Source organism: Anaeromyxobacter dehalogenans 2CP-C, from assembly GCF_000013385.1.
GTDB lineage: Bacteria > Myxococcota > Myxococcia > Myxococcales > Anaeromyxobacteraceae > Anaeromyxobacter > Anaeromyxobacter dehalogenans_B.
Map to the genome: position 1 here is coordinate 531,377 of NC_007760.1, position 20,672 is coordinate 552,048.

The 20,672-nt window shown below is 72.9% G+C and carries 18 protein-coding genes; 11 read left to right on the forward strand and 7 right to left on the reverse strand.

The annotated features are described in order from the left end of the window. Positions 1–138: 138 nt before the first annotated feature. Together ADEH_RS02315 and ADEH_RS02320 are read left to right on the forward strand one after the other, a co-directional pair. The gene (locus ADEH_RS02315) at positions 139–2,310 is read left to right on the forward strand and encodes a bifunctional alpha,alpha-trehalose-phosphate synthase (UDP-forming)/trehalose-phosphatase (protein WP_011419509.1); all 2,172 of its coding nucleotides are present in this window, start codon (positions 139–141) and stop codon (positions 2,308–2,310) included. A 218-nt stretch (positions 2,311–2,528) separates the two neighbouring features. Further along, positions 2,529–3,392, forward strand: a complete 864-nt coding sequence (locus ADEH_RS02320) for a ferritin (protein ID WP_011419510.1) — start codon at positions 2,529–2,531, stop codon at positions 3,390–3,392. A 10-nt stretch (positions 3,393–3,402) separates the two neighbouring features. On the opposite strand, the gene ADEH_RS02325 is transcribed toward ADEH_RS02320, so the two are convergent. The 3 genes from ADEH_RS02325 to ADEH_RS02335 form a co-directional block, all read right to left on the reverse strand. Next, positions 3,403–4,368, reverse strand: coding sequence for an aldo/keto reductase (locus tag ADEH_RS02325; protein WP_011419511.1), 966 nt, complete (start codon positions 4,366–4,368; stop codon positions 3,403–3,405). An 80-nt stretch (positions 4,369–4,448) separates the two neighbouring features. Continuing rightward, on the reverse strand, positions 4,449–5,123 hold the full coding sequence (locus tag ADEH_RS02330) for a class I SAM-dependent methyltransferase (RefSeq protein WP_011419512.1): 675 nt from the start codon (positions 5,121–5,123) through the stop codon (positions 4,449–4,451). A 44-nt stretch (positions 5,124–5,167) separates the two neighbouring features. Then, positions 5,168–5,347: a hypothetical protein gene (locus ADEH_RS02335; RefSeq protein WP_232287410.1), complete on the reverse strand. Its 180-nt coding sequence runs from the start codon at positions 5,345–5,347 to the stop codon at positions 5,168–5,170. A 123-nt stretch (positions 5,348–5,470) separates the two neighbouring features. Here ADEH_RS02335 and ADEH_RS02340 point away from each other — a divergent pair, with 123 nt between their 5' ends. From ADEH_RS02340 to ADEH_RS02355, 4 genes are all read left to right on the forward strand, one after another. After that, positions 5,471–6,262 carry a DUF3014 domain-containing protein gene (locus ADEH_RS02340; protein ID WP_011419513.1) on the forward strand — a complete coding sequence of 264 codons (792 nt, stop codon included), beginning with the start codon at positions 5,471–5,473 and terminating at the stop codon, positions 6,260–6,262. 181 nt (positions 6,263–6,443) lie between these two features. Beyond that, a complete protein-coding gene (locus ADEH_RS02345) occupies positions 6,444–7,940 on the forward strand; it encodes a LysR substrate-binding domain-containing protein (protein WP_011419514.1) in 1,497 nt (498 codons plus the stop codon). Next, the gene (locus tag ADEH_RS02350) at positions 7,937–9,667 is read left to right on the forward strand and encodes a PhnE/PtxC family ABC transporter permease (protein ID WP_011419515.1); all 1,731 of its coding nucleotides are present in this window, start codon (positions 7,937–7,939) and stop codon (positions 9,665–9,667) included. The genes ADEH_RS02345 and ADEH_RS02350 overlap by 4 nt, the downstream gene beginning before the upstream one ends. Positions 9,668–9,705: 38 nt before the next feature. Then, positions 9,706–10,557 (forward strand): putative selenate ABC transporter substrate-binding protein, encoded by an 852-nt coding sequence (locus ADEH_RS02355; protein WP_011419516.1) that lies wholly within the window; start codon positions 9,706–9,708, stop codon positions 10,555–10,557. A gap of 39 nt (positions 10,558–10,596) precedes the next feature. On the opposite strand, the gene ADEH_RS02360 is transcribed toward ADEH_RS02355, so the two are convergent. Next, positions 10,597–11,178: a hypothetical protein gene (locus ADEH_RS02360; RefSeq protein ID WP_157061335.1), complete on the reverse strand. Its 582-nt coding sequence runs from the start codon at positions 11,176–11,178 to the stop codon at positions 10,597–10,599. 260 nt (positions 11,179–11,438) lie between these two features. Between ADEH_RS02360 and ADEH_RS02365 the strand changes: the two genes are divergently transcribed. Further along, the gene (locus ADEH_RS02365) at positions 11,439–12,107 is read left to right on the forward strand and encodes a transposase (RefSeq protein ID WP_011419518.1); all 669 of its coding nucleotides are present in this window, start codon (positions 11,439–11,441) and stop codon (positions 12,105–12,107) included. A 161-nt stretch (positions 12,108–12,268) separates the two neighbouring features. On the opposite strand, the gene ADEH_RS02370 is transcribed toward ADEH_RS02365, so the two are convergent. Together ADEH_RS02370 and ADEH_RS02375 are read right to left on the reverse strand one after the other, a co-directional pair. Beyond that, positions 12,269–12,844, reverse strand: coding sequence for a hypothetical protein (locus tag ADEH_RS02370; RefSeq protein WP_011419519.1), 576 nt, complete (start codon positions 12,842–12,844; stop codon positions 12,269–12,271). Between the two features lie 150 nt (positions 12,845–12,994). Further along, positions 12,995–13,312, reverse strand: a complete 318-nt coding sequence (locus ADEH_RS02375; RefSeq protein WP_041453279.1) for a hypothetical protein — start codon at positions 13,310–13,312, stop codon at positions 12,995–12,997. Positions 13,313–13,542: 230 nt separating this feature from the next. Between ADEH_RS02375 and ADEH_RS02380 the strand changes: the two genes are divergently transcribed. The 3 genes from ADEH_RS02380 to ADEH_RS02390 all read left to right on the forward strand — a co-directional run bounded on the left by ADEH_RS02380 (position 13,543) and on the right by ADEH_RS02390 (position 19,304). Beyond that, positions 13,543–14,142, forward strand: coding sequence for a hypothetical protein (locus ADEH_RS02380; protein ID WP_011419521.1), 600 nt, complete (start codon positions 13,543–13,545; stop codon positions 14,140–14,142). Between the two features lie 419 nt (positions 14,143–14,561). Continuing rightward, positions 14,562–16,286 carry an acyl-CoA carboxylase subunit beta gene (locus ADEH_RS02385; protein ID WP_011419522.1) on the forward strand — a complete coding sequence of 575 codons (1,725 nt, stop codon included), beginning with the start codon at positions 14,562–14,564 and terminating at the stop codon, positions 16,284–16,286. A gap of 39 nt (positions 16,287–16,325) precedes the next feature. Next, on the forward strand, positions 16,326–19,304 hold the full coding sequence (locus ADEH_RS02390; protein WP_011419523.1) for a biotin/lipoyl-containing protein: 2,979 nt from the start codon (positions 16,326–16,328) through the stop codon (positions 19,302–19,304). A gap of 74 nt (positions 19,305–19,378) precedes the next feature. On the opposite strand, the gene ADEH_RS02395 is transcribed toward ADEH_RS02390, so the two are convergent. Then, entirely contained in the window at positions 19,379–19,840 is a 462-nt protein-coding gene (locus ADEH_RS02395; protein ID WP_011419524.1) for a DoxX family protein, read from the reverse strand. Positions 19,841–19,939: 99 nt separating this feature from the next. Between ADEH_RS02395 and ADEH_RS02400 the strand changes: the two genes are divergently transcribed. Further along, positions 19,940–20,629: an RNA polymerase sigma factor gene (locus tag ADEH_RS02400; RefSeq protein ID WP_011419525.1), complete on the forward strand. Its 690-nt coding sequence runs from the start codon at positions 19,940–19,942 to the stop codon at positions 20,627–20,629. Positions 20,630–20,672: the final 43 nt, after the last annotated feature.

Sequence of the window (20,672 nt, forward strand, 5' to 3'; positions counted from 1 at the left end):
CCCCGGTCCGCCTGCGCCCCGCGCGTGGATCGCTTGGGACACCAACGGACCGGGCTGATAGGATCGCGGCACCGCGACCGGTTGCCGCGCCCCGAGCGCGCCGGGCACGGATCTCCGGAACCTGCGAAGGAAGGTGCGATGTCGCGCGTCGTGATCGTGTCGAACCGGCTGCCCGTGACCGTGGAGCGCGTGGAGGACGGCGTCCGCGTGGTGCCCAGCGTGGGGGGCCTCGCCACGGGGCTGCGGCGCCCGCACGAGCAGGGGGGCGGGCCCTGGGTCGGCTGGCCGGGAGACCTTGGCGGGCTGGAGCCGGAGCAGGTGGCGCGCGTCGAGGCCCGGCTCTCCGACCTGCGGCTCGTGCCGGTGCACCTCACCCAGGAGGAGGTGCAGCGCTACTACCAGGACTACTCCAACGGCCTGCTCTGGCCGGTGTTCCACTCGTTCCTCGGCGAGGTGCCGCTGGAGATGGGCGGCGCCGCCGAGTACGAGCGCGTCAACGCGCGCTTCGCCGACGCGGTCGCGGCCACCGCCCGGCCCGGCGACGTGATCTGGATCCACGACTACCAGCTGCTCCGGCTGCCGGCGCTCCTGCGCGAGCGGCTCCCGGACGCGCGCATCGGCTTCTTCCTGCACATCCCCTTCCCCTCGTCGGACGTGTTCCGCGTGCTGCCGAACCGCGAGGCGCTGCTCGAGGGCATGCTCGGCGCCGATCTGATCGGGTTTCACACCGCGTCCTACATGCGCCACTTCTCCTCCTCGGTGCTCCGCGTGCTCGGCGCCTGGACCGACGTGGACCGGATCCGCTGGCGCGGGCGCGAGGTCCGCATCGGCGTGTTCCCGATGGGCGTGGACGCGGCCGACTTCGCCGGCACGGCCCACACCGCCGAGGTGGAGGAGGAGTTCCGCGGCCTGCGGCAGGACGGGACCCACCTGCTCGTCGGGATCGACCGGCTCGACTACACGAAGGGCATCCCCCGCCGCCTGCTCGCCTACGAGCGGCTGCTGCGCGAGCACCCGGAGCTGCGCGGCAAGGTGCGGCTGGTGCAGGTGGCGGTCCCGTCGCGCACCGAGGTGGGCGCGTACCAGCAGTTCCGCGAGCAGGTGGACGGGCTCGTCGGCCGCATCCACGGCGCGTTCGCCACGCCGACCTGGTCGCCCATCCACTACCTGTCGCGCGGGCTCAGCCGACCGCAGGTGGTGGCGCTCTACCGCGCCGCGGACGTGATGCTGGTCACGCCCATCCGCGACGGCATGAACCTGGTGGCGAAGGAGTTCGTGGCGGTGCGCGGCGACGGCGACGGCGTGCTGGTGCTGTCGGAGTTCACCGGCGCGGCGGCCGAGCTGGCCGAGGCGGTGCAGGTGAACCCGTACGACGCGGAGGGCACCGCGGCGGCGATCCTGCGCGCGCTGGAGATGCCGGAGGACGAGCGGCGCACCCGCATGGCGGGGCTGCGCCGGCGGGTCACCCGCTACGACGTCCACTGGTGGGCGCGGACGTTCCTCGACCGGCTGCGGGCGCCCGCCGCGGCCACCCCGCCGCACGGCCTGGAGGTGTCGGCGCGCCCGGCCGTCGAGGGCGCGCGCGCGCGGCTGCGGGCTGCGCCGCACGCCACGCTGCTGCTCGACTACGACGGGACGCTGGTGCCGTTCGCGCCGACGCCCGAGCTGGCGCGTCCCGATCGCGAGCTGCGCGACCTGCTGCGCGAGCTCGCCCGGCACCCGGGCTACTCGGTCCACCTCGTCACCGGGCGCCAGCGGGACACCGTGGACCGCTGGTTCGGGGACCTCGGGATCGGGCTCCACGCCGAGCACGGCTACTGGTCGAAGCTGCCCGGCACCGCCTGGCAGCTCGCGGCGTCGGTCTCCACCGCCTGGCGCGAGCCGGCCCGCGCCATCCTCGAGGAGTTCGCGGCGCGCACGCCGGGCTCGTTGGTGGAGGAGAAGTCGGCCGGGTTCGCCTGGCACTACCGCACCGCCGACCCCGACTTCGGGGCCGCGCAGGCGCACGACCTCATGCTCCACCTCTCCACCGTGCTCTCCAACGCGCCGGTGGAGATCCTGCCCGGCGCCCTGGTGGTCGAGGTGCGGCCGCAGGGCGTGGACAAGGGGAAGGTGGTGGCGCGCGCGGCGGCCGCCTCGCCCGAGGGGAGCCTGCTCGCCGCCTTCGGGGACGACCGCACCGACGAGGACATGTTCGCCGCGCTGCCCCCCGGCGCGATCTCGATCCACGTGGGGCCGGCGCCCAGCCGCGCCACGCTGCGCCTCGCCGGCGTGCCGGAGTCACGGGCGTTCCTGCGCGGGCTGCTGTAACCCTCGCGGGGGTTCTGAGGGTCGATACCGCGACCGCGCGCGCGACCGGTGCCGGAGTCAGCGAGCGACCGGCGACCGGTGCCGGAGTCAGCGCGACCGGTGCCGGAGTCAGATGCCGCGCTGCGGCGCGAGACGCCCCATCCGCGGGTCTGCGCCGTGACACGCCCATCACACGCCCCCCATAGGCAAGTGGGCCTTCCCGACGACGAGGTGCCCACGTGCTGTATCCCGAGCTGTTCAGGTCCCTGGAGCGCGCCCGCTGGAGCCTGGAGGACGACGTGCCGTGGGCGAGCTTCGACCCGGCCGCGCTCTCCGACGAGCAGGCGCTCACGGTGAAGATGAACGCCATCACCGAGTGGTCGGCGCTGCCCGCCACCGAGATGTTCCTGCGCGACAACCGGCACGACAGCGACTTCTCGGCGTTCATGTCGATCTGGTTCTACGAGGAGCAGAAGCACGCCCTGGTGCTCATGGAGTACCTGCGCCGCTTCCGCCCCGACCTCGTGCCCACCGAGGACGAGCTGCACGCGGTCCGGTTCGAGTTCGACCCGGCGCCCGCCCTCGAGACGCTCGCGCTCCACTTCTGCGGCGAGATCCGGCTGACCCAGTGGTACCGACGCGCCGCCGAGTGGCACACCGAGCCCGTGCTGAAGCACGTGTACGGCCTCATCTCGCAGGACGAGGGGCGCCACGGGGGCGCCTACCTCCGGTACATGCGCCAGGCACTCGAGCGGCACGGCGACGCCGCGCGCGCCGCCTTCGCGAAGCTGGGCGTGCTGATGGCGAGCAGCGGTCGCAGCGGCAAGCCGCTCCACCCCACCAACCTGCACGTGAACCAGCAGCTCTTCCCGCGCGACACCGTGCAGAGCCGGCTGCCGGACCCGGGCTGGCTCGACCGCTGGCTCGACGGCCAGATCCGGTTCGACGTGGCCTGCGAGCGGCGGGTGGTGCGGACCATGCTGCGCAGCCTCTCCGCGCTCCTCGGCGAGAGCTTCGAGACGGTCCGCGACCTGAACCGCTACCGCAAGTCGCTCGCGGGCGCCTCGGCGCCGCCGGCGAGCTCCGCGGCGCTGCCCGCCTGAAGCGAGGCGATCAGCGCCCGCCCGCACCCTCCAGCCGCGCCACGTCCTCCGCCGTGAGCGCGACCCGCACGGCGCTCGCCAGCTCCCGCACCTGCGCCGCGCTCGTCGCGCTCGCGATGGGCGCGGTGACCCGCGGGCTCTGCAGCTGCCACGCGAGCGCCACCTGCGCCACGGTGGCGCCGTGCGCCCGCGCCACCTCGCGCGCCGCGGCCAGCACCGCCATCGCGCCGGCGTCGGCGAGGAGCGCGTTCACCTTGCCGGCGCGGGCGGTGGGGGGCGGCAGGCCCGGGCCGTACTTGCCGGTGAGGAAGCCGGAGGCGAGCGCGTAGTAGGTGCACACGCCCAGCCCGCGCGCCGCGCACAGGTCGGCGAGCGCGCCCTCGTAGCCGCCGCGCGCGACGAGGTTGTACTCGGGCTGGAGCACCGCGAACGGCGCCCAGCCGGCGCGCGCCGAGAGGTCGAGCGCCGCGGCGAGCCGCGGCGCCGCGTAGTTGGAGGCGCCGAGGTGGCGCACCTTGCCCGCCCGCACCAGGCGGTCGAACGCCTCGAGCGTCTCCTCGAGCGGCGTGGCCGCGTCGTCGCGGTGCGCGTAGTAGAGGTCGATCCGCTCGACCCCGAGCCGCCGCAGCGAGCCGTCGCAGGCGCGCAGGATCTTCTCCGCGGAGAGGCCGGCCGCCGCGTCGGGGCCGCCCATCCCGACCTTGGTCGCGATCACCAGCTCGTCGCGGCAGCGCCGCTCCCGCAGCCACGCGCCGACGACCTCCTCCGACTCGCCGCCGCGGTGGCCGGGCACCCACGAGCTGTAGACGTCGGCGGTGTCCACGAAGTTGCCGCCCGCCTCGCGGTACGCGTCGAGCACGGCGACGCTGGCGGCGCGGTCGGCGGTCCAGCCGAACACGTTGCCACCCAGGCACACGGGGAAGACGGAGAGGTCGGTGGCGCCGAGCCGGCGCCGCTGCGGGATCGAGGAGGTCATGGCGCGAGGGATCTAACGGCGAGCGGCCGCACGTTCACCCGCGCGTGACCGCGCACCCGGGCGCGCGGACGGGGCGGCGATCAGCCGCGCGCCGCCTCGAGCTCGTAGAACGGCAGGCCAGCCCGGCGCGCCGCCCACAGGCCCGCGCCCACCTGCACGAAGTGCCGCGCGAGCCGCCGCCGGTACCACGCGCCGGTCCGCCGGTGCATGGCGGTGTCGGTGCGCTCGAGGTCCACCACCGTCTCGAGGTCGCCGCGCGTGATCACCTCCAGGTAGAGGAGCCCGCGGCACATCGCGCCCAGGTTGTCGATGGCCCGCGCCGCCGCGCGGTCGTCGAGGTAGTGCAGGACCCCGTGGCAGACCACGAGGTCGAAGCGCTCCCGCGCCCGCCACCGCGAGATGTCGCGCAACTCGTGCCCATATCGCGCGCAGGCGTAGGGCGACACGTCCACGGAGCGGTAGGCGACGGCGGGTCGGTGCCGGCGCAGCCACGACCGCCACAGCCCGGTGCCCGCGCCCACGTCGAGGACCGAGCGCACCTCCACCCCGAGCCAGCCAGCGAGCCCGCATACCCCGCTCGCGAGCCGCGCGATCTCCGCCGCCGAGTGGACGCGGTCCTTCCCGCGGTAATGGCGCCGGTAGTAGGCGGCGTCGAAGCGCCCGGGTGCGTCCGGGGACGCGCGGCGGGCTGACGTGGCCGTGGCGGACGGGTCGATGGAGCGGGCGGGGCGGCGGCGGGCGGCGCGGGGCGGCATGGGCGAGAGAGAACGGCCGCCCCAGTGCGCCGTCAAGCGCGCCGTCACACGTCCAGCGTCGGCGCCCCGCGGTCGAGCAACGCCGCGATCATGCGGACGCGCCGCTCGGCGCGGCGGCGGCACGCGGGATCGAGCGAGCGGTCCAGGGCGGCCCGCACCTCGTGCACCGGGTCGCCCAGGCGGCGGTTTCCGGTGATGGGCCCGCAGGGGGCCGGGGTCTTCATCCGTTCGCGCATCGTTGCACCTCCATCATTCGACCTGAACGCAATATCAGGGGGGTCTGACATCGAGGTGCGCGCCTCGACGCGGGGCTGGCGCGCCCGGCCAAACGGAGCGATCCAGTTCACATGCCCGAGCCCACCCAGCCCGAGCGCCGCCCGCTGCGCGGCGGCGACGTCGCGGCCATCGTGCTCGCGCTGGCAGTGGCCGGCGCGATCGCCTACTTCTGGTTCCACCGTCAGCGCGCGCTGCCGCCGCCCTCGCCCGCGGTGCCGGAGCAAGCCGCCCCCGAGGCGAAGCCCCCGGACGCAGCCCTGCCGGCCGCGGTCCAGGCCGACCCGGCGCAGGTGAAGTCGCTCCTCGAGGCCGCCTCCGCGGATCCGGAGTACCGCCGCTGGCTCGCTGCGGGGGGCGACCTCGTCCGGCTCTGGGCGGTGCTCACGGACAACCTGGCCGAGGGCGTCTCGCCCCGGAAGCAGCTCCCGTTCCTGGTGCCGGAGCAACCGTTCTCGGTGGCAGAGCAGGGCGGCCGGCAGGTGATCGCCCCTGCGTCGTACGCCCGCTACGACCGCTTCGCCGACGCGGTGGCGTCGATCGACCCCAAGGCGACCGCCGCCGCCTACCGCGCGCTGCGACCGGCCGTCGAGACCGCCTACCGACTGCTGGGCTACCCCGACGCCGTGCTCGACCGCGTCACGGCGCGCGCGCTCCACCGGCTCGAGGCGGCACCGCGCCCGGCCGGGCCGGTGGCGGTCGTCCCGCACGCCGAGGCCGGCGCCGGATGGGCCTACGCGGATCCGGTACTCGAGCACCTGGGGGCGGTCGAGAAGCACCTCCTCCGCATGGGCCCGCGGAATGCGGGGAAGGTGCAGGCGAAGGCGCGCGAGATCCGGGAGGCGCTGGGCCTCCGAGAGCGGTAGGGCGGTGCCGGAGTAAGCGCCTCCGCGAGGCGGTGCCGGAGTCAGGCGCGCGCCCGGTGCCGGAAGCTGCCGGTGCCGGAGCAACGTCCCGGTGTCGGACTCGCGGGTTTCACCCCGCTGACGGCCCCCGCGGGTCGCACGGACCTTGCCCGGCGGCCGATCCGCCACTACACAGCCCGGCATGCCGCAGCGCCCGGAAGCCGCCCGCGCGGGTCCCGTCGCGGGGCCGGACGCCGCAAGCAAGCCGGCCCCCGGGCCCGCGCTCACCCTCCGCGGTGCCGGGCGCGCCTACGGGCCGGTGCGCGCGCTCCGGCCGCTCACGCTCGAGATCCGCCGCGGCGAGCGCGTCGCGCTGCTCGGCCCGAGCGGCGCCGGGAAGTCCACGCTGCTTCGCCTGCTCGACACCTCGCTCGCGCCGTCGGAGGGGACGGTGGAGGTGCTGGGCCAGCCCGTGGCCGACACCGATGCGCGCCGCCTCCGCGCGCTGCGCGCGCGCATCGGGACCGTGCACCAGCAGCTGCTCCTCGTCCCGCAGGCCACCGCCATGCAGAACGTGGTGGCCGGGCGGCTCGGCCGCACCTCGCTCGCGCGCACCCTCGCCGCGCTCGTCTCGCGGCGAGAGGCGGCGCGCGTCCGCGCGGTGCTCGACGAGGTCGGCATCGGCGACAAGATCTTCGAGCGGGTGGACCGGCTCTCCGGCGGCGAGCAGCAGCGCGTCGCCATCGCGCGGACGCTCTACCAGGATCCGGAGCTGATCCTCGCCGACGAGCCGCTCGCCTCGGTGGACCCGGCGCGCGCCGCCGACATCGCCGCGCTGCTCGCGCGCGCGTTCGCCGGCCGGACGCTGGTCGTCTCCACCCACCGCATCGAGCCGCTCCTCGCCCACGTGGACCGGGTGGTGGCGCTGCGGGAGGGGGCGCTCGCGTTCGACAAGCCGGCCGCGGCGCTCACGCTCCGTGACCTCGGCGAGCTGTACGAGGCCCGGCGCGGCGCCGCCGACCCGGCGCGCGCGCCCGCGGCCCGGCCGCCCTCCGATCCCGTGGTCGCGCCCGGGGGCACGCTCCGGATCGGCGCGTCCAGCACGCCCGGCGAGCACCTCCTGCCGTCGATCGTCCGCGCGTTCGCGCGCGCCTACCCGGGCACGCGGGTGAGCCTGAGCCTGAGCGACTCGGCGGCGGTGACCGCAGCGGTGCGCGACGGCGCGCTCGACCTCGGGTTCGTGGGCGCCCGCGACGACGACCCGGCGCTCGCCTACGAGGACGTGGCCCGCGACGAGATCGTGCTCGTGGCCGCGCCGGTGCTCGAGCTGCCGCCCGAGCCCATCACGCTCGAGGTCGCGGCCCGGCTGCCGCGGGTGGATCGCGAGCCCGGCTCCGGCACGCGCGCGGTGGTGGAGCAGCACCTCGCGAACATGGGCGCGGCGCTCGACCCGGCCGCGGTGGTGCTGGAGGCCGGCGCGCTCGTGGCGCTGAAGGCGGCGGTGGTCTCGGGCATGGGGGTCGCGTTCGTGTCGCGGCGCGCGGTCGAGGACGACCTGCGCGGCGGGCACGTGCGCACGGTGCGGGTGGAGGGGCTCTCGATCCCGCGCCACGTCTTCGCGGTGCTGCGGCGCAGCCCCGTCCCGAGCGCGGCGGCGCGGGCGTTCCTCGAGGTCGCGCGCGCCGAGGTGCCGCCGTGAGCGCGGCCGCGCTGCACGAGCGCCCGCCGCTCCCGCTTCTGCTCCGCTGGCCTGGGCTCCTGCTCGCGGCGGTGCTGGGGATCGCGTGGCGCCTGTCGGAGGGGAACCTCGGGGCGCTGCTCGCCCCGGAGGCGCGCTCGGCCGTGGCCGACTTCGCGCGCGGGTTCTGGCCGCCGGCGCACTCGCCCGAGTTCCTCCGCTTCCTGGTCCGGCCGCTCGCCGAGACTGTCGCCATCGCGTTCGCCGGCATGACGCTCGCGCTCGTGCTCGCGGCGCCGCTCGCCTGGCTCGCCACCGCGCCCGGCGTCGCGCGCGCCGACGGCGACGCGCCGGGGACGCTGCGCCGGGCGGCGTGGATCGGCGCGCGCACGGTGCTCAACCTGATGCGCTCCGTCCCGGAGCTGGTCTGGGCGCTCGTGTTCGTGCGCGCGCTCGGGCTCGGACCGGCCGCCGGCGTGGCGGCCATCGGCATCGGGTACGCCGGCGTGGTCGGGAAGGTGTTCGCCGAGATCTGGGAGTCCTCGCCGTGCGCGCCGGCCCGCGCGCTCGCCGCCGCCGGAGCGCCGCCGCGCCGCGCCTTCGCGCTGGCGGTGCTGCCCGGGTCGGCGCCGCTGCTCGCCTCCTACGCGCTCTACCGGCTCGACTGCGCGCTCCGCGCCTCGGCGGTGCTGGGGCTGGTGGGCGCCGGCGGCATGGGCGTGCAGCTCGAGCTTTCGCTGAAGATGTTCGCGTACGACGAGGTGGCGACGCTGGTGCTGGCGCTGTTCGCGGTCGTCGCCGCGGTGGACCTGCTCTCGGCCTGGGCCCGGCGGCGCCTCGCCGAGAGCCGCGGGCTCTTCCCGGCCGGCCCGGGCGCGCTCCGGTGGCGCGCCGCGATCCTGGGCACCTGGCTCGCGCTCGCCGCCGGCGCGGCGGCATACCTCGAGCTGCCGCTCGGCGAGCTGTTCTCCGGGGGCACGCTCCGGAGCGCGGCCGGCTTCTTCGGCTCGATGTTCCCGCCCGACGTCTCGCCCGGCTTCCTGCGCGCGCTCGTCCCGGCGGCGGCCGAGACGCTGGCAGTGAGCATCCTCGGGAGCGCGATCGCGTCCGTGCTCGGGCTCGGCCTCGCGCTCGCCGCGGTCCACCCCGGCGCGCGGGGCCTGGCCGGCGCGCCCGGCGAATCGCGCCTGCGGTCCGGGGCGCGGCTCGCGCTCACGGCCGGAGCCCGCGGCGCCATGAACCTGCTGCGCACGCTGCCCGAGCTGCTCTGGGCCCTGCTCGTCATCTTCGCGGTCGGCCTCGGCCCGTTCGCCGGCGCGCTCGCGCTCGGCATCCACAACGCCGGCGTGCTCGGGCGGCTCTACGCCGAGGCGCTCGAGGAGGTGCCGCCCGGCCCGGTGGCCGCGCTCCGCAGCGCCGGGGGGCGCCCGCTCGCGGCGACGCTGCTCGGCGCACTGCCGCAGGCCTGGCCGCAGCTCGTCGCATACACGCTCTACCGCTGGGAGGTGGCGGTCCGCGCCTCGGCCGTGCTCGGCGTGGTGGGGGCGGGCGGCATCGGCGCGCTCCTGCACGTCTCGCTCAACCTGTTCCAGCACCACCGCACGCTCACGCTGGTCGCCGCCATCGTGCTGCTCGTCACCGCGGTGGACCTGTTCTCCGGCTGGCTCCGGGCCCGCATCCTGGCGGGCCCCGCGAGCCGCGCCGCGCCGCGCGCCGCCTGCGCGCCCGGGCTCGCGAACGCGACCTGAGCCCTTCACCTCTTCACCCCGGATCCGGAGGTCTCACCATGCACCGCCTCGCCGCCCTCGCCGTCGCCGCCGTCCTGCTCCTCCCGCCCGCCGCCCGCGCGCTCGACGCGCTCCGGGTGAGCGCCATCCCTGACGAGTCGCCCACCGAGCTGCAGCGGAAGTTCGAGCCGCTCGGCAAGTACCTCGGGAAGCAGATCGGCATCCCGGTGAAGTTCGTGCCGGTGACCGACTACGCCGCCACCGTGGAAGGCCTCGCCGCCGGCAAGCTCGACATGGTCTGGTACGGCGGCTTCACGTTCGTGCAGGCGCGGCGCCGCACCGGCAACGCCATCCCGCTCGTGCAGCGCGCCGAGGACGCCCGCTTCCACTCCAAGTTCATCGTGCCCGCGTCATCCAAGGCGCAGTCGCTGAAGGACCTGAAGGGCGCGAGCTTCGCGTTCGGCTCGGTGAGCTCGACGTCCGGCCACCTCATGCCGCGCTACTTCCTGCTCCAGGCCGGCATCGATCCCGACAAGGACTTCGCCAAGGTGGCGTACTCCGGCGCGCACGACGTGACCGCGAAGTGGGTGGAGGCCGGCAAGGTGGACGCCGGCGTGGTGAACGAGTCGATCTGGCAGCGGCTCGTGGACGAGAAGAAGATCGACACCAGCAAGGTCCGCGTGCTGTGGACCACGCCCGAGTATCAGGACTACAACTGGACCGTCCGCGGCGACCTCGACCCGAAGCTCGTCGAGAAGCTCCGCGCCGCGTTCCTCGCGCTCGATCCGGCGAAGCCCGAGGACAAGGCCATCCTCGACCTGCAGCGCGCCAGCCGCTTCATCCCCACCTCGCCCGACGCCTACAAGAACATCGAGCAGGCCGCGAAGTCGGCGGGGCTCATCAAGGACTGAGGTGTCGGGTGGTCCGGGTGGACCACGCTGGATCCGGCGTCAACGTGCAGGCACCTCGATCCGCCCTCTCGCATAATCTAGGAACCGCAGCACGGTGTGCACGTCGGCGAAGGCCTCCAGAGACGCGTGGCTCAGCGCGACACGCATCACGCACCCGAGCTGCGCGCCGGCGGTATCAAGGGGACCATGGGCGCGGTCAAGTGCCCACCAACGCGGGCCACGCACGGCTGCCTCGAGTACGTCGATGCGTTCCTCGCCACCGAACGCCATCCAGACCGCCTCGGCCTGCCACGTATCGAGCAGCATCGCGAGTGCTGAGACGCTTCCCTCCGCGACCACGAAGCCGTCTCCGGCCACGGCAATCGCGTGAGACGCAAGGCGGCGCGCGACTCCCGTCGTTCGAACGAAAGCATTCTCGGCCACGCACGCGATCGGCTGACTCGTAGCGACTGCGACAACCAGGGACGCGAGGAACTCGGAGACGTGCGCGTCCGACGGCGCCGTGACCTGGAACCGAGCGCCACGCGGCGAGGCGCCAGGCGCGAGACCCGCGGGGCACCACTGAACGTCAAGATCGAAACGCATGGTTTGGCGCTCGCCCGCGCTGGAGTTGTTGGTCACCAGGGGAGATGGATGTGATCGCCCTTGCCGACTAACGGTGCCGGAGTCCGCGTAGCAAGCCAAGGGCGGTGCCGGAAGAGAGCAACGGTGCCGGAGTTGCGGTGACCACGTGATTGCGCGTGGCCTTGCTGCAGGCGGGAGCGAAACGGCGCAGATGGTTCGCGCGGCGACCGCAGGTCCGTGCGGCGGACGGACCTATGCGGCGCTCGTGAGAACTGTCGCGCTCGGTCGTTGGTACCGGAATTGCGTAGCGGGTTGGGATGGCCCGCGTTCCCCGGTTCGCGCTCGTCGAGCGCGATTCGTCGAATCACTGCACCTGGCGGGCACACGACCTCGAGTTCGTCTTCGAGGAGCCGGGCGCGCGCGACAAGTTCCTGGAACTCGTGGGTCGGTACAAGGACCGCTACGGCGTCGAGATCCGGTCGTACTGCCTGATGGGCACCCACCCGCACGTCACCTGCACGTGCCGCCAGGAGCAGGTGCAGTTCAGCCGCTTCTGGCAGGTCGTGAACGGGCAGTTCGCGCGCTGGTACAACAAGGTGAGGAACCGACGCGGTCAGGTGGTGATGGAACGGATGCGCACGCCGCGCATCCAGGAGGGCGGCGCCCACCAGCTCACCGTCATGCGGTACGGCGACCTGAACCCGGTGCGCGCCGGGCTGGTGAAGAGTCCAAAGGACTGGAAGTGGTCGAGCTACCGCCACTATGCGTTCGGCGAGCCGAATCCACTCATCACCGATGCGCCTGAGTATCTGGCGCTCGGGAAGACCGCTCAGGAGCGTCGGAAGGCGTACCAGGCGCTGTTCGCGCTGCCGCTCTCCGAGTCACTTCGCACGCGCCGCGTCGAGCTCGTCAGTTTCCCGTTCGTCGGCGACGCGACCTGGGTGATGCGCCGGCTCGAGGCCGCCGGATTGTCGCCACCGGATTGAGGCTATGAGCACGGCATGGGCGGCGTCCGGCGGTGTTTCAGGTCGATGAGTCAGGCCAGCCTGATCAGTTTCGCGGGCTGCCGTCACAGGATAGGGCACGGGGATCGGTCGAGCACGGGTGCATGCGAGGCGGCCCGTGCGCCGCCTCGCCCCGGGCGGAATCACGGCTCCTTCCCCGTTCGCCGGTCGGCCTCGTGGAGAGCCGCAGCGACCTCCTCCACGTAGCGCTCGCTCATGGGGTCGATCCCGGTGGAGATCACCTTGAAGCGCAGGATCGTTCGCATCGTGACGTTCGGCGTCCTGGTCATGCTCTCCGCGTACGTGAGGATGTCGCCGTTGTCTGGGAACGCGTCCCAATCGAGGAAGGGATACAGGAACGAGAGAATGAGCTGGTCGGCGCGATAGACGCGAAAGCGTTTCACGTGGGCGAACACGGCTGAACGCCTTACGCGCAGTTCTGGGTCGGGCCAGCGCACCTCGAACGTCCCGATGCGGAGCACGAGCTGTTCACCCGTGGAGTAGACCGCCATGAACACCCGTCGGCGCTGCCGAAAGTGGAGCTTTTGCCACGCGCCGAAGCCGACCACCCCTCGTTGCAGCGCGCCGGCCTCGGCCGCCGCCGGATCGACGGCGCGTGCCTCGGTCACCAACCCGGCGGCTGTGTCGAGGATGTAGCGCACCGGCGCGTTCCGGTAATCGGCCAGGAGGACGGTCGCCGTGTTCTCGAGCGGAACCATGCTCAATGCCCCCCCGCGTACTCGTCAGTCGATCCCAGACCATTTACAGAGACAGCCGGTGCCGCGGCGGCGGGTGCCGGAATGCTGCAGGGACGCCTCATGTCGTACTCCGTCATCGGGTATGCGGTGATCCACCCTTCGCCTCGGGAGTCAGCGCATCAGTTCCAGATAGAGGCCCACGGCGAACCCGGTGAAGCCCGCGAGCGCGAGGACGGCGCCGAACACGGCCCCCCAGGCCGCCGACCAGCGGACCATGCCAGCCCAGTTCCTCGCGTCGCGAGGCACCCACACTGTGTAGCGCGGTACTCCGCGTGCCTCCAGGTTGCGCCGCCGCGCCTCGGTCGTGCCGACGGGATCGCGAAATGCGCGAACGCTGCTCCGGAACGCGGCGACGCCGATGGCGGCGACGACGCCGCCCAGGAGGACGAGCTTCCCTGCCTCCTGCACCAACGTCACCTCGTTCGGCATGTCACGTCCCTTCGTCGACCGTCTGCACCGCCGCCGGGGAGGCGGCATCATACGCCGAGTGCACCGGCCGCGCCCGGATCGGCTGCGGCAAGGAGATGCGCAGGGAAGATGTGAATAGCTAGCGCCTATCAACAGGGTGGGAACGATGTATTGGAGGCCATCCTCACCCCGGCGCATCCTCCATGCGTCCCCGCGAGCTCGCTGGCCGTGTGGACGAGCGGAGGAACCCGATGACCGTCGCCCTCACCGCCGCAGGTTTCGGCGCGCTGCACGCCGTCTCCGGTCCCGACCACCTGCTCAGCGTGGCGCCGCTCTCGGTGGGGCGCAGGCGCCAGGCCTGGCGCATCGGGCTGGTGTGGGGGCTCGGGCACGCCGCCGGCACGGCCGTTGCCGCGGCGGTGCTGCTCGCCCTCCTGTCCGGCGCCGGGCTGCACGTGGTGGACGCCTGGGCCGAGCGCGCGGCAGGCCTGGCGCTCGTGGCGATGGGCGCGGCGAACCTGCTGGCGCTCCGCCGCCGGCGGGGGATGGCGGCGGCGGGGGCGCGCGACGTTCGCCCGGCGGTCTTCTCGGTCGGCCTCGTGCACGGGGTCACCGGCGCGGCGGCGCTGCTGCTGGTGGTCCCGGCGGTGAATGCGGGCGCCTCGGTGAAGGTGCTCGCCATCCTTGGCTTCGTCGCGGGCAGCACTGCCGCCATGGCTGCGCTCACCGCTGCCATCGCCGCGCTCTCCGCGGCGGCCGCGCCCCGGCTCGCGCTCGCCACCTGGCGGCTCCCGGCGCTCGCCTCGGTCGTCTCGGTGGCGGTCGGGATCGGCTGGGCGATCGCGGCCTGACTCTGCGTCCGTAGCCTCCGGCCTGACTCCGGCACCATCGGCACCATCGGCGCGGCGTGACTCCGGCACCATCGGCCCGTCGGCCCCGGCCTGACTCCGGCACCATGGGCGGCGCCGGCCTGACTCCGGCACCAGGGGCGCTGGGGGCGCGTCGCCGTGGCGATCGCGGCATACGCGCAGCGTGAACCCGACGGCGGGCGGGCAGGCGAGCGGGCGTTCCCGACCGCATCGGTCGGTGTTTGACGCGGCGAGGCAAAAGCTGCGTCCCCCCTTGCTCGGGCGCGCCGACCTTGTCACACTTCTGCTCCTTTTTTTCCTGGGCGGGGTCCGCGCCGTGCGCTGCTCGATCCGAGCGCACTGCGGCAGTTCCGCGCAGGGCCGCAGTCGACGCCAGCCACTCCTCCTGGAGGTCCGTGCCCGTGACCACGAAGGCGATCAAACCGACCCTGACGAACCCGCTCGATCCGCCCGAGAAGGTGGAGTTCAACATCCCCGGCGAGATCGCCAGGGCCACCGGCGGCTACGAGGAGGCGATGCAGGAGGGCTGGGAGCTCATCCAGCGTCCCATCCGCTCGGTCCCGGTCGACCAGATCGAGAAGCAGCACATCAAGAAGCGCATGACGGTGTGGGAGCGGATCCGCGTCCTCTCGGACAAGGAGCCGATGGTCCTGTACCAGAACTGGGGCAAGAACCTCGACGGCGCCTCGCTCGTCACCGCCATCCTCAACATCGGCGGCCGCGACGTCGCCGTGTACGGGCACGACTTCACCGTCCGCGCCGGCTCGATGGACGCGACCAACGGCTCGAAGCTGGCGCGCCTGTTCCGCATGGCGGGCGAGAAGGGCATCCCGCTCATCGGCATGAACGACTCGGCCGGCGCTTACGTGCCGGCGGGCGTCGGCGGCCTCGACGGCTACGCCGAGGCGTTCACCGCGCTCCGGCGGATCAGCGGCGTGGTCCCGTCGATCATGTGCATGTTCGGCTTCAACGCCGGCGGCGGCTCGTACCTCCCGCGCCAGGGCAGCTTCGTGATCCAGCCGGCCGACACGTTCTTCGGCCTCACCGGGCCGGGCGTGGTGAAGTCGGTGCTCGGCGAGGAGATCTCGCCGGAGGACCTGGGCGGCCCCAAGGTGCACGGCGCCTCGGGCGTGGCCGACCTCACCGTCATCGACGAGCTCGCCGCGCTCCGCCAGGCGGTGCGCCTGCTCAACTACGTCCCGGACAACAACCGGACGATGGCGCCGTTCCAGCAGACCAGCGACCCGCTCGACCGCAAGACCTGGGAGATCAACACGCTGCTGAAGAAGGCGTTCAACTCGCCGACCGGCTTCAACACGCCGTTCGACGTGTCGATCATCATCCAGCAGGTCTGCGACTACGGCGACTTCTTCGAGATCCAGCCCGACCGCGCCCGCGAGGTGGTCACGGCGTTCGGCCGCCTGGGCGGGCACGTGGTCGGCTTCGTCGCGAACAACAGCGCGATCGGCTCCGGCCAGATCGACTGCGACACCGCGCTGAAGATCGCCAGGTTCGTGCGCTTCTGCAACATCTACAACATCCCCATCATCTTCATGGAGGACACCACCGGCTTCCTCCCCGGGCGCGAGCAGGAGGCGCGCGGGATCGTGCAGGCCGGCCGCTCCATGCTCGACGCGATCGTGGACGTCCGCACGCCGCGCATCCTGCTCATCCTGCGCAACGCGTTCGGCGGCGCCTACGCCTCGTACAACAACTACCCGACCGGCGCCGACGTGGTGCTGGCGCTCCCCACCACGCGGCTCGCGGTGATGGGGCCGGCCGGCAAGGAGTTCGTCTACAAGGACGAGCTCCGCAAGATGCGCGGCGCCGCGGCGGAGCGCGCCAAGAAGGGCGCGCAGCAGCGCGTGGCCGCCGGGATGGAGGGCGAGGCCGCCCGCAAGGACGCCGAGAAGGAGGCGGCCGAGTGGCTCAAGGGCGAGGAGGCCGCGCTCGGGCGCCGCTACGAGAAGGAGCTCATGAACCCGAAGGAAGGCCTGGCGCTCGGGTCCATCTCCTCGCTGGTGATGCCGACCGACCTCCGCAAGGTGCTCGGCCAGAACCTCCACTTCCTGCTCCGCCACTACACGCCGTCGCCGATGAGCGGCCCGCAGCGCGAGTTCCACTAGGCCCCGCGCACCGGACCCGAGACCGGAGAACCGAACGACATGGCTTCCAACGTCGACCACTACCGGAACAACCCGCTCATCCACCGCGACCGCCGCCTGGGGAGCTCCCCCTCGGCGTGGGTGAGCTCCTTCGCGTGCGAGGACCTGAAGCCGCTCATCGTGTGCCGCGGCCCGATCCGCAAGGAGGCGATGGACGTCTTCGCCGAGATGGGCATGACGCACGTCGGGATCCTGCTCTCCGAGAAGGACTCGATCGTCTACGCGAACGCGCTCGCCCCCGAGCTGCGCCAGATCGCGGACCACGCGCGCGTCCACCGCGTGCCGGACTACACCGGCGCGACCAAGGAGGAGCGCGTCGAGCGGATGAACCAGATCGTCCAGATCGCGCTCGACAACGGCTACGACGCCGTCTTCGCCGGCTACGGCTTCATGGCGGAGGACGAGGAGTTCGTCGCCACCATCGAGCGGGCCGGCCTGAAGTTCATCGGCCCGAACTCGACCACCCAGGCGCGCGCCGGCAAGAAGGACGAGGCGAAGCGCACCGCGCTGGAGGTGAAGGTCAGCGTCACGCCCGGCGTGAACGACGTGGCGGCGCGCACGCTGCTCGCGAAGCACGGGACCCGCAAGCAGCTGCTCGCGCTGGTGGAGGCGGAGGGCCTCGCCTGCGATGCGAAGGTGCTGGCGGACGCGAAGGTGGAGCTCCCGGCGCTCGCCGAGCACGTGCTCCAGGCGTCCTACGCCAAGGGCATCGACCTCTTCACCATCGACGAGCTGGGCGCGCAGGTCCAGGTCGAGGTGGCGGAGATGTTCCGCAAGTACCCGCGCAGCCGCGTGCGCCTGAAGGCGATCGGCGGCGGCGGCGGCAAGGGCCAGCGCATCCTGGGGGCCTCGCTGCTCACCGCGAAGGACCCGGACGAGAAGGCCGTCGCGGCGGCCGCGGCCGAGGCGCCCGCCATGGTGCGCGAGGTGCTCGCCGAGGTGAAGGCGACCGGCGTCGGCGACAACAAGAACGTCCTCATCGAGCTCAACATCGAGCAGACGCGCCACAACGAGATCCAGCTCCTCGGCAACGGGGAGTGGTGCGTGTCGCTGGGCGGCCGCGACTGCTCGCTGCAGATGCACGAGCAGAAGCTGCTCGAGGTCTCGGTGACGCAGGAGGCGCTCGCCGCGACGATCGAGCGGGCGAAGAAGAACGGCAAGCCCGTCCGCGCCAAGGCCCTGGAGGTGGACCTCGAGATCCTGAAGCGGATGGAGGACGACGCCGCCCGCTTCGGCCAGGCGGTGGGGCTCGACTCCGCCTCGACGTTCGAGTGCATCGTCGATCGCGACCGCTACTACTTCATGGAGGTCAACACCCGCATACAGGTGGAGCACCGGGTGTCCGAGCTCTGCTACTCCCTCGAGTTCGCGAACCCCGACGATCCGTCCGACACGTTCGTGGTCGAGTCGCTGGTCGAGGCCATGGCGCTGCTGGCGCGCCACAAGCAGCGCCTGCCCAAGCCCCGCCGCATCCCGCGCTTCGGCGCGGCGGTAGAGGCGCGCCTCAACGCCACCGACGCCTCGCTCTCGCCGCACGCCGGCGGCGTGATCCGCTACTGGTCGAAGCCCATCGAGGGCGAGATCCGCGACGACCAGGGCATCAGCATGCCGAACCCCGACACGCGCATGTTCATGCGCTACAAGGTGGCCGGCGCGTACGACTCCAACATCGCGCTGCTGCTCACCAAGGGCGACCGGCGGCTGGAGAGCTACAAGCACCTGGCGCGCGTGCTGGCGCGCATGGAGCTGCGCGGCACCACCCTCGCCACCAACATGGAGTTCCACTACGGCCTGGTGAACTGGTTCCTGGGCCAGAGCGTGAACGCCAAGCCCACCACCCGGTTCGTGGTGCCCTACCTCACGCTGGTCGGGATGCTGAAGGACGAGGCGAACAAGCTCGACACGGCCTACGCCTTCGGCGAGATGAAGAAGCACTACGCCAAGCTGATGGCCACGGAGAACCCGGGCGACGCGGCGGCGCAGAAGGCCATGGTCGAGGTGCTCGATCGCAAGGTGACGCTGCTCACCCGCGTGATCGACCGCTTCCTCGACGACCCGCACCTGTTCGCCGGCTGGCTCAGCATGAACCGCCGCCACTACCGGATCGAGAACGGCAAGCTGCTCTGGATCCGGAACCCGCTGGGCGTGCTCAACGACGCCTACGCCTACCTCAACATGGCGTTCCACCCGCGGCGCCCCGCGGCGCAGGTCATGTGGGAGCACGACCACGAGCTGCTGACGAAGTCGCTGCGGTTCTACGTGGCGCTCCGCGAGCGCTTCGGCCTGAAGCGCGAGGAGTACTACAAGCTCAACGAGATCCTGCAGAAGGAGGAGCCGCAGGACGGCTTCGACGCCGAGACCTGGACGAAGATCCGCTCCGCCCACCTCGGCTACGAGGCCGGCAACGAGCTGCTCGGCCTGCTGTTCATGGTCGCGGAGTCGGTGCGCTTCTTCGACTTCAAGGTCGAGGACGACCTCGAGGTCACCATCCCCGAGCACTTGCACGATCCGGAGCTGCAGGCGCGCATGAAGAAGGTGCTGTGCCCGCCGCCGGCCACCAAGGCGGACGAGCTGGTGGCGCCGTTCGGCGGCATGTTCTACCGGCAGGAGGCGCCGGGCCGGCCGCCGTTCGTCGAGGAGGGCCAGCACTTCGACAAGGGGCAGCCCCTCTACATCATCGAGGTGATGAAGATGTTCAACACGGTGCGCGCGCCGTTCTCCGGGACCATCGAGAAGGTCCTGATGCAGGGCGCGGACGGCACCGTGGTGCAGAAGGGCCAGCCGCTCTTCAAGATCACGCCCGACGAGAAGTTCGTCCCCGTCGATCCGAAGGCGGTGGAGCGCGAGCGGCGCACGCGGACCCAGAAGCACCTCGAGGGCGTGCTGATGACGTTCGCCGAGAAGTTCACGACCGTCGAGCCCGTCCGCTTCGAGGAGCCGGAGGAGGAGGTGGCCTGGGCCGGGGTCGAGGCCGTCTAGCGCCCCGTTCCCACGCCGAGGTCCCCGGGACCCCGCCTCGCCCGAGGCGGGGTCCCGCCGTTTCCGGCCGGTCCTCAGGTCCGGGTCGGGGCCGCGTGCGCCGCCGTCGGCTGCGGCTCGACCGCCCCCGCCGGCCGCCGGGCCCGGTGCGGCTCGTGGACCGCCGCGAGCCGCGCCAGCGCGAACGCGGCCACCGCCATGACCGCGTCGCGAGCGGCCACGTCGAGGAACGCGCCGCTCGCGACGAGGTTGAGCGCGATGGCGGCCAGCCACGCCATGGCGATCCAGCCGAACGTGCGCGCCCGCCCGGCCAGGATCCCGATGCCCACGATCACCTCGATGACCCCCGCCGCCCGCATGAAGGCGGCCGGGCTCACCGGCAGCAGCCGCACCGCCAGCGGGCTCAGGTACCCCGCCCAGTCCGCGAGCAGGTTGGTGAACTTGTCCAGCCCCGCCACGATCGGCACCACGCCGAGCGCGATGCGGAGCGCCCAGTACGCGGGAGCCGTTCCGTGGATCTCTTCCCTGTCGGCCATGTGAACCTCCTTGGCCGTTGGATGCGCCGTGCGCGGCGGCGTTACGCCGGTAACGATCCGCCCGCCGGCGCATCCGATGACGGCAGGCCAGGAGGAGCCATGACCGTGCAGGCGAGCAGCGTGCGCGGGGTGCCCGCGCGGGCTCCCTCGGATTCGGACGTGGTGGCGCGGGTCCTCGAGGGGGACGTCGCGCTGTTCGAGGTGCTCATGCGGAGGCACAACCCGCGGCTGTATCGCGCCATCCGCTCGGTGCTCCGCAACGAGGCCGAGGTGGAGGACGCGATGCAGCAGGCGTACCTCCAGGCGTACGCGCACCTGGGCGACTTCCAGGGGCACGCGGCGTTCTCCACCTGGCTGGTGCGCATCGGCGTGAACGAGGCGCTCATGCGCCTGCGCGGGCGCGAGCGGCTGGTGCCGCTCCTGGACGAGCGGGAAGACGGCGGCATCGGACGGGAGGAAGAGCGCGTGGCGGATCCCAGCCCAGAGGACGCGGCGGCGGCGCGGGAGGCGAGGGTGCTGCTCGAGCAGGCGGTGGACCGGTTGCCCCTGCACCTGCGGACCGTGTACGTGCTCCGCGAGATCGAGCAGCTCTCGACGGCCGAGGTGGCCGCGGCGCTCGACCTGGGCGAGGAGGCGGTGAAGGTCCGCCTCCACCGCGCCCGCCTCGCGCTGCGCGGCCTCATCGCCGAGCGCGTCGGCCAGGGCGCGCCGGAGGCGTTCGGGTTCCTCGCGCCGCGCTGCGATCGCGTGGTCGCCGCGGTGCTCGCGGCGATCGCCGCGCGGTCCTGAACGTCCGCCCGCCCCCGCGAGCGCGGGGCGGGCGGACGAAGCG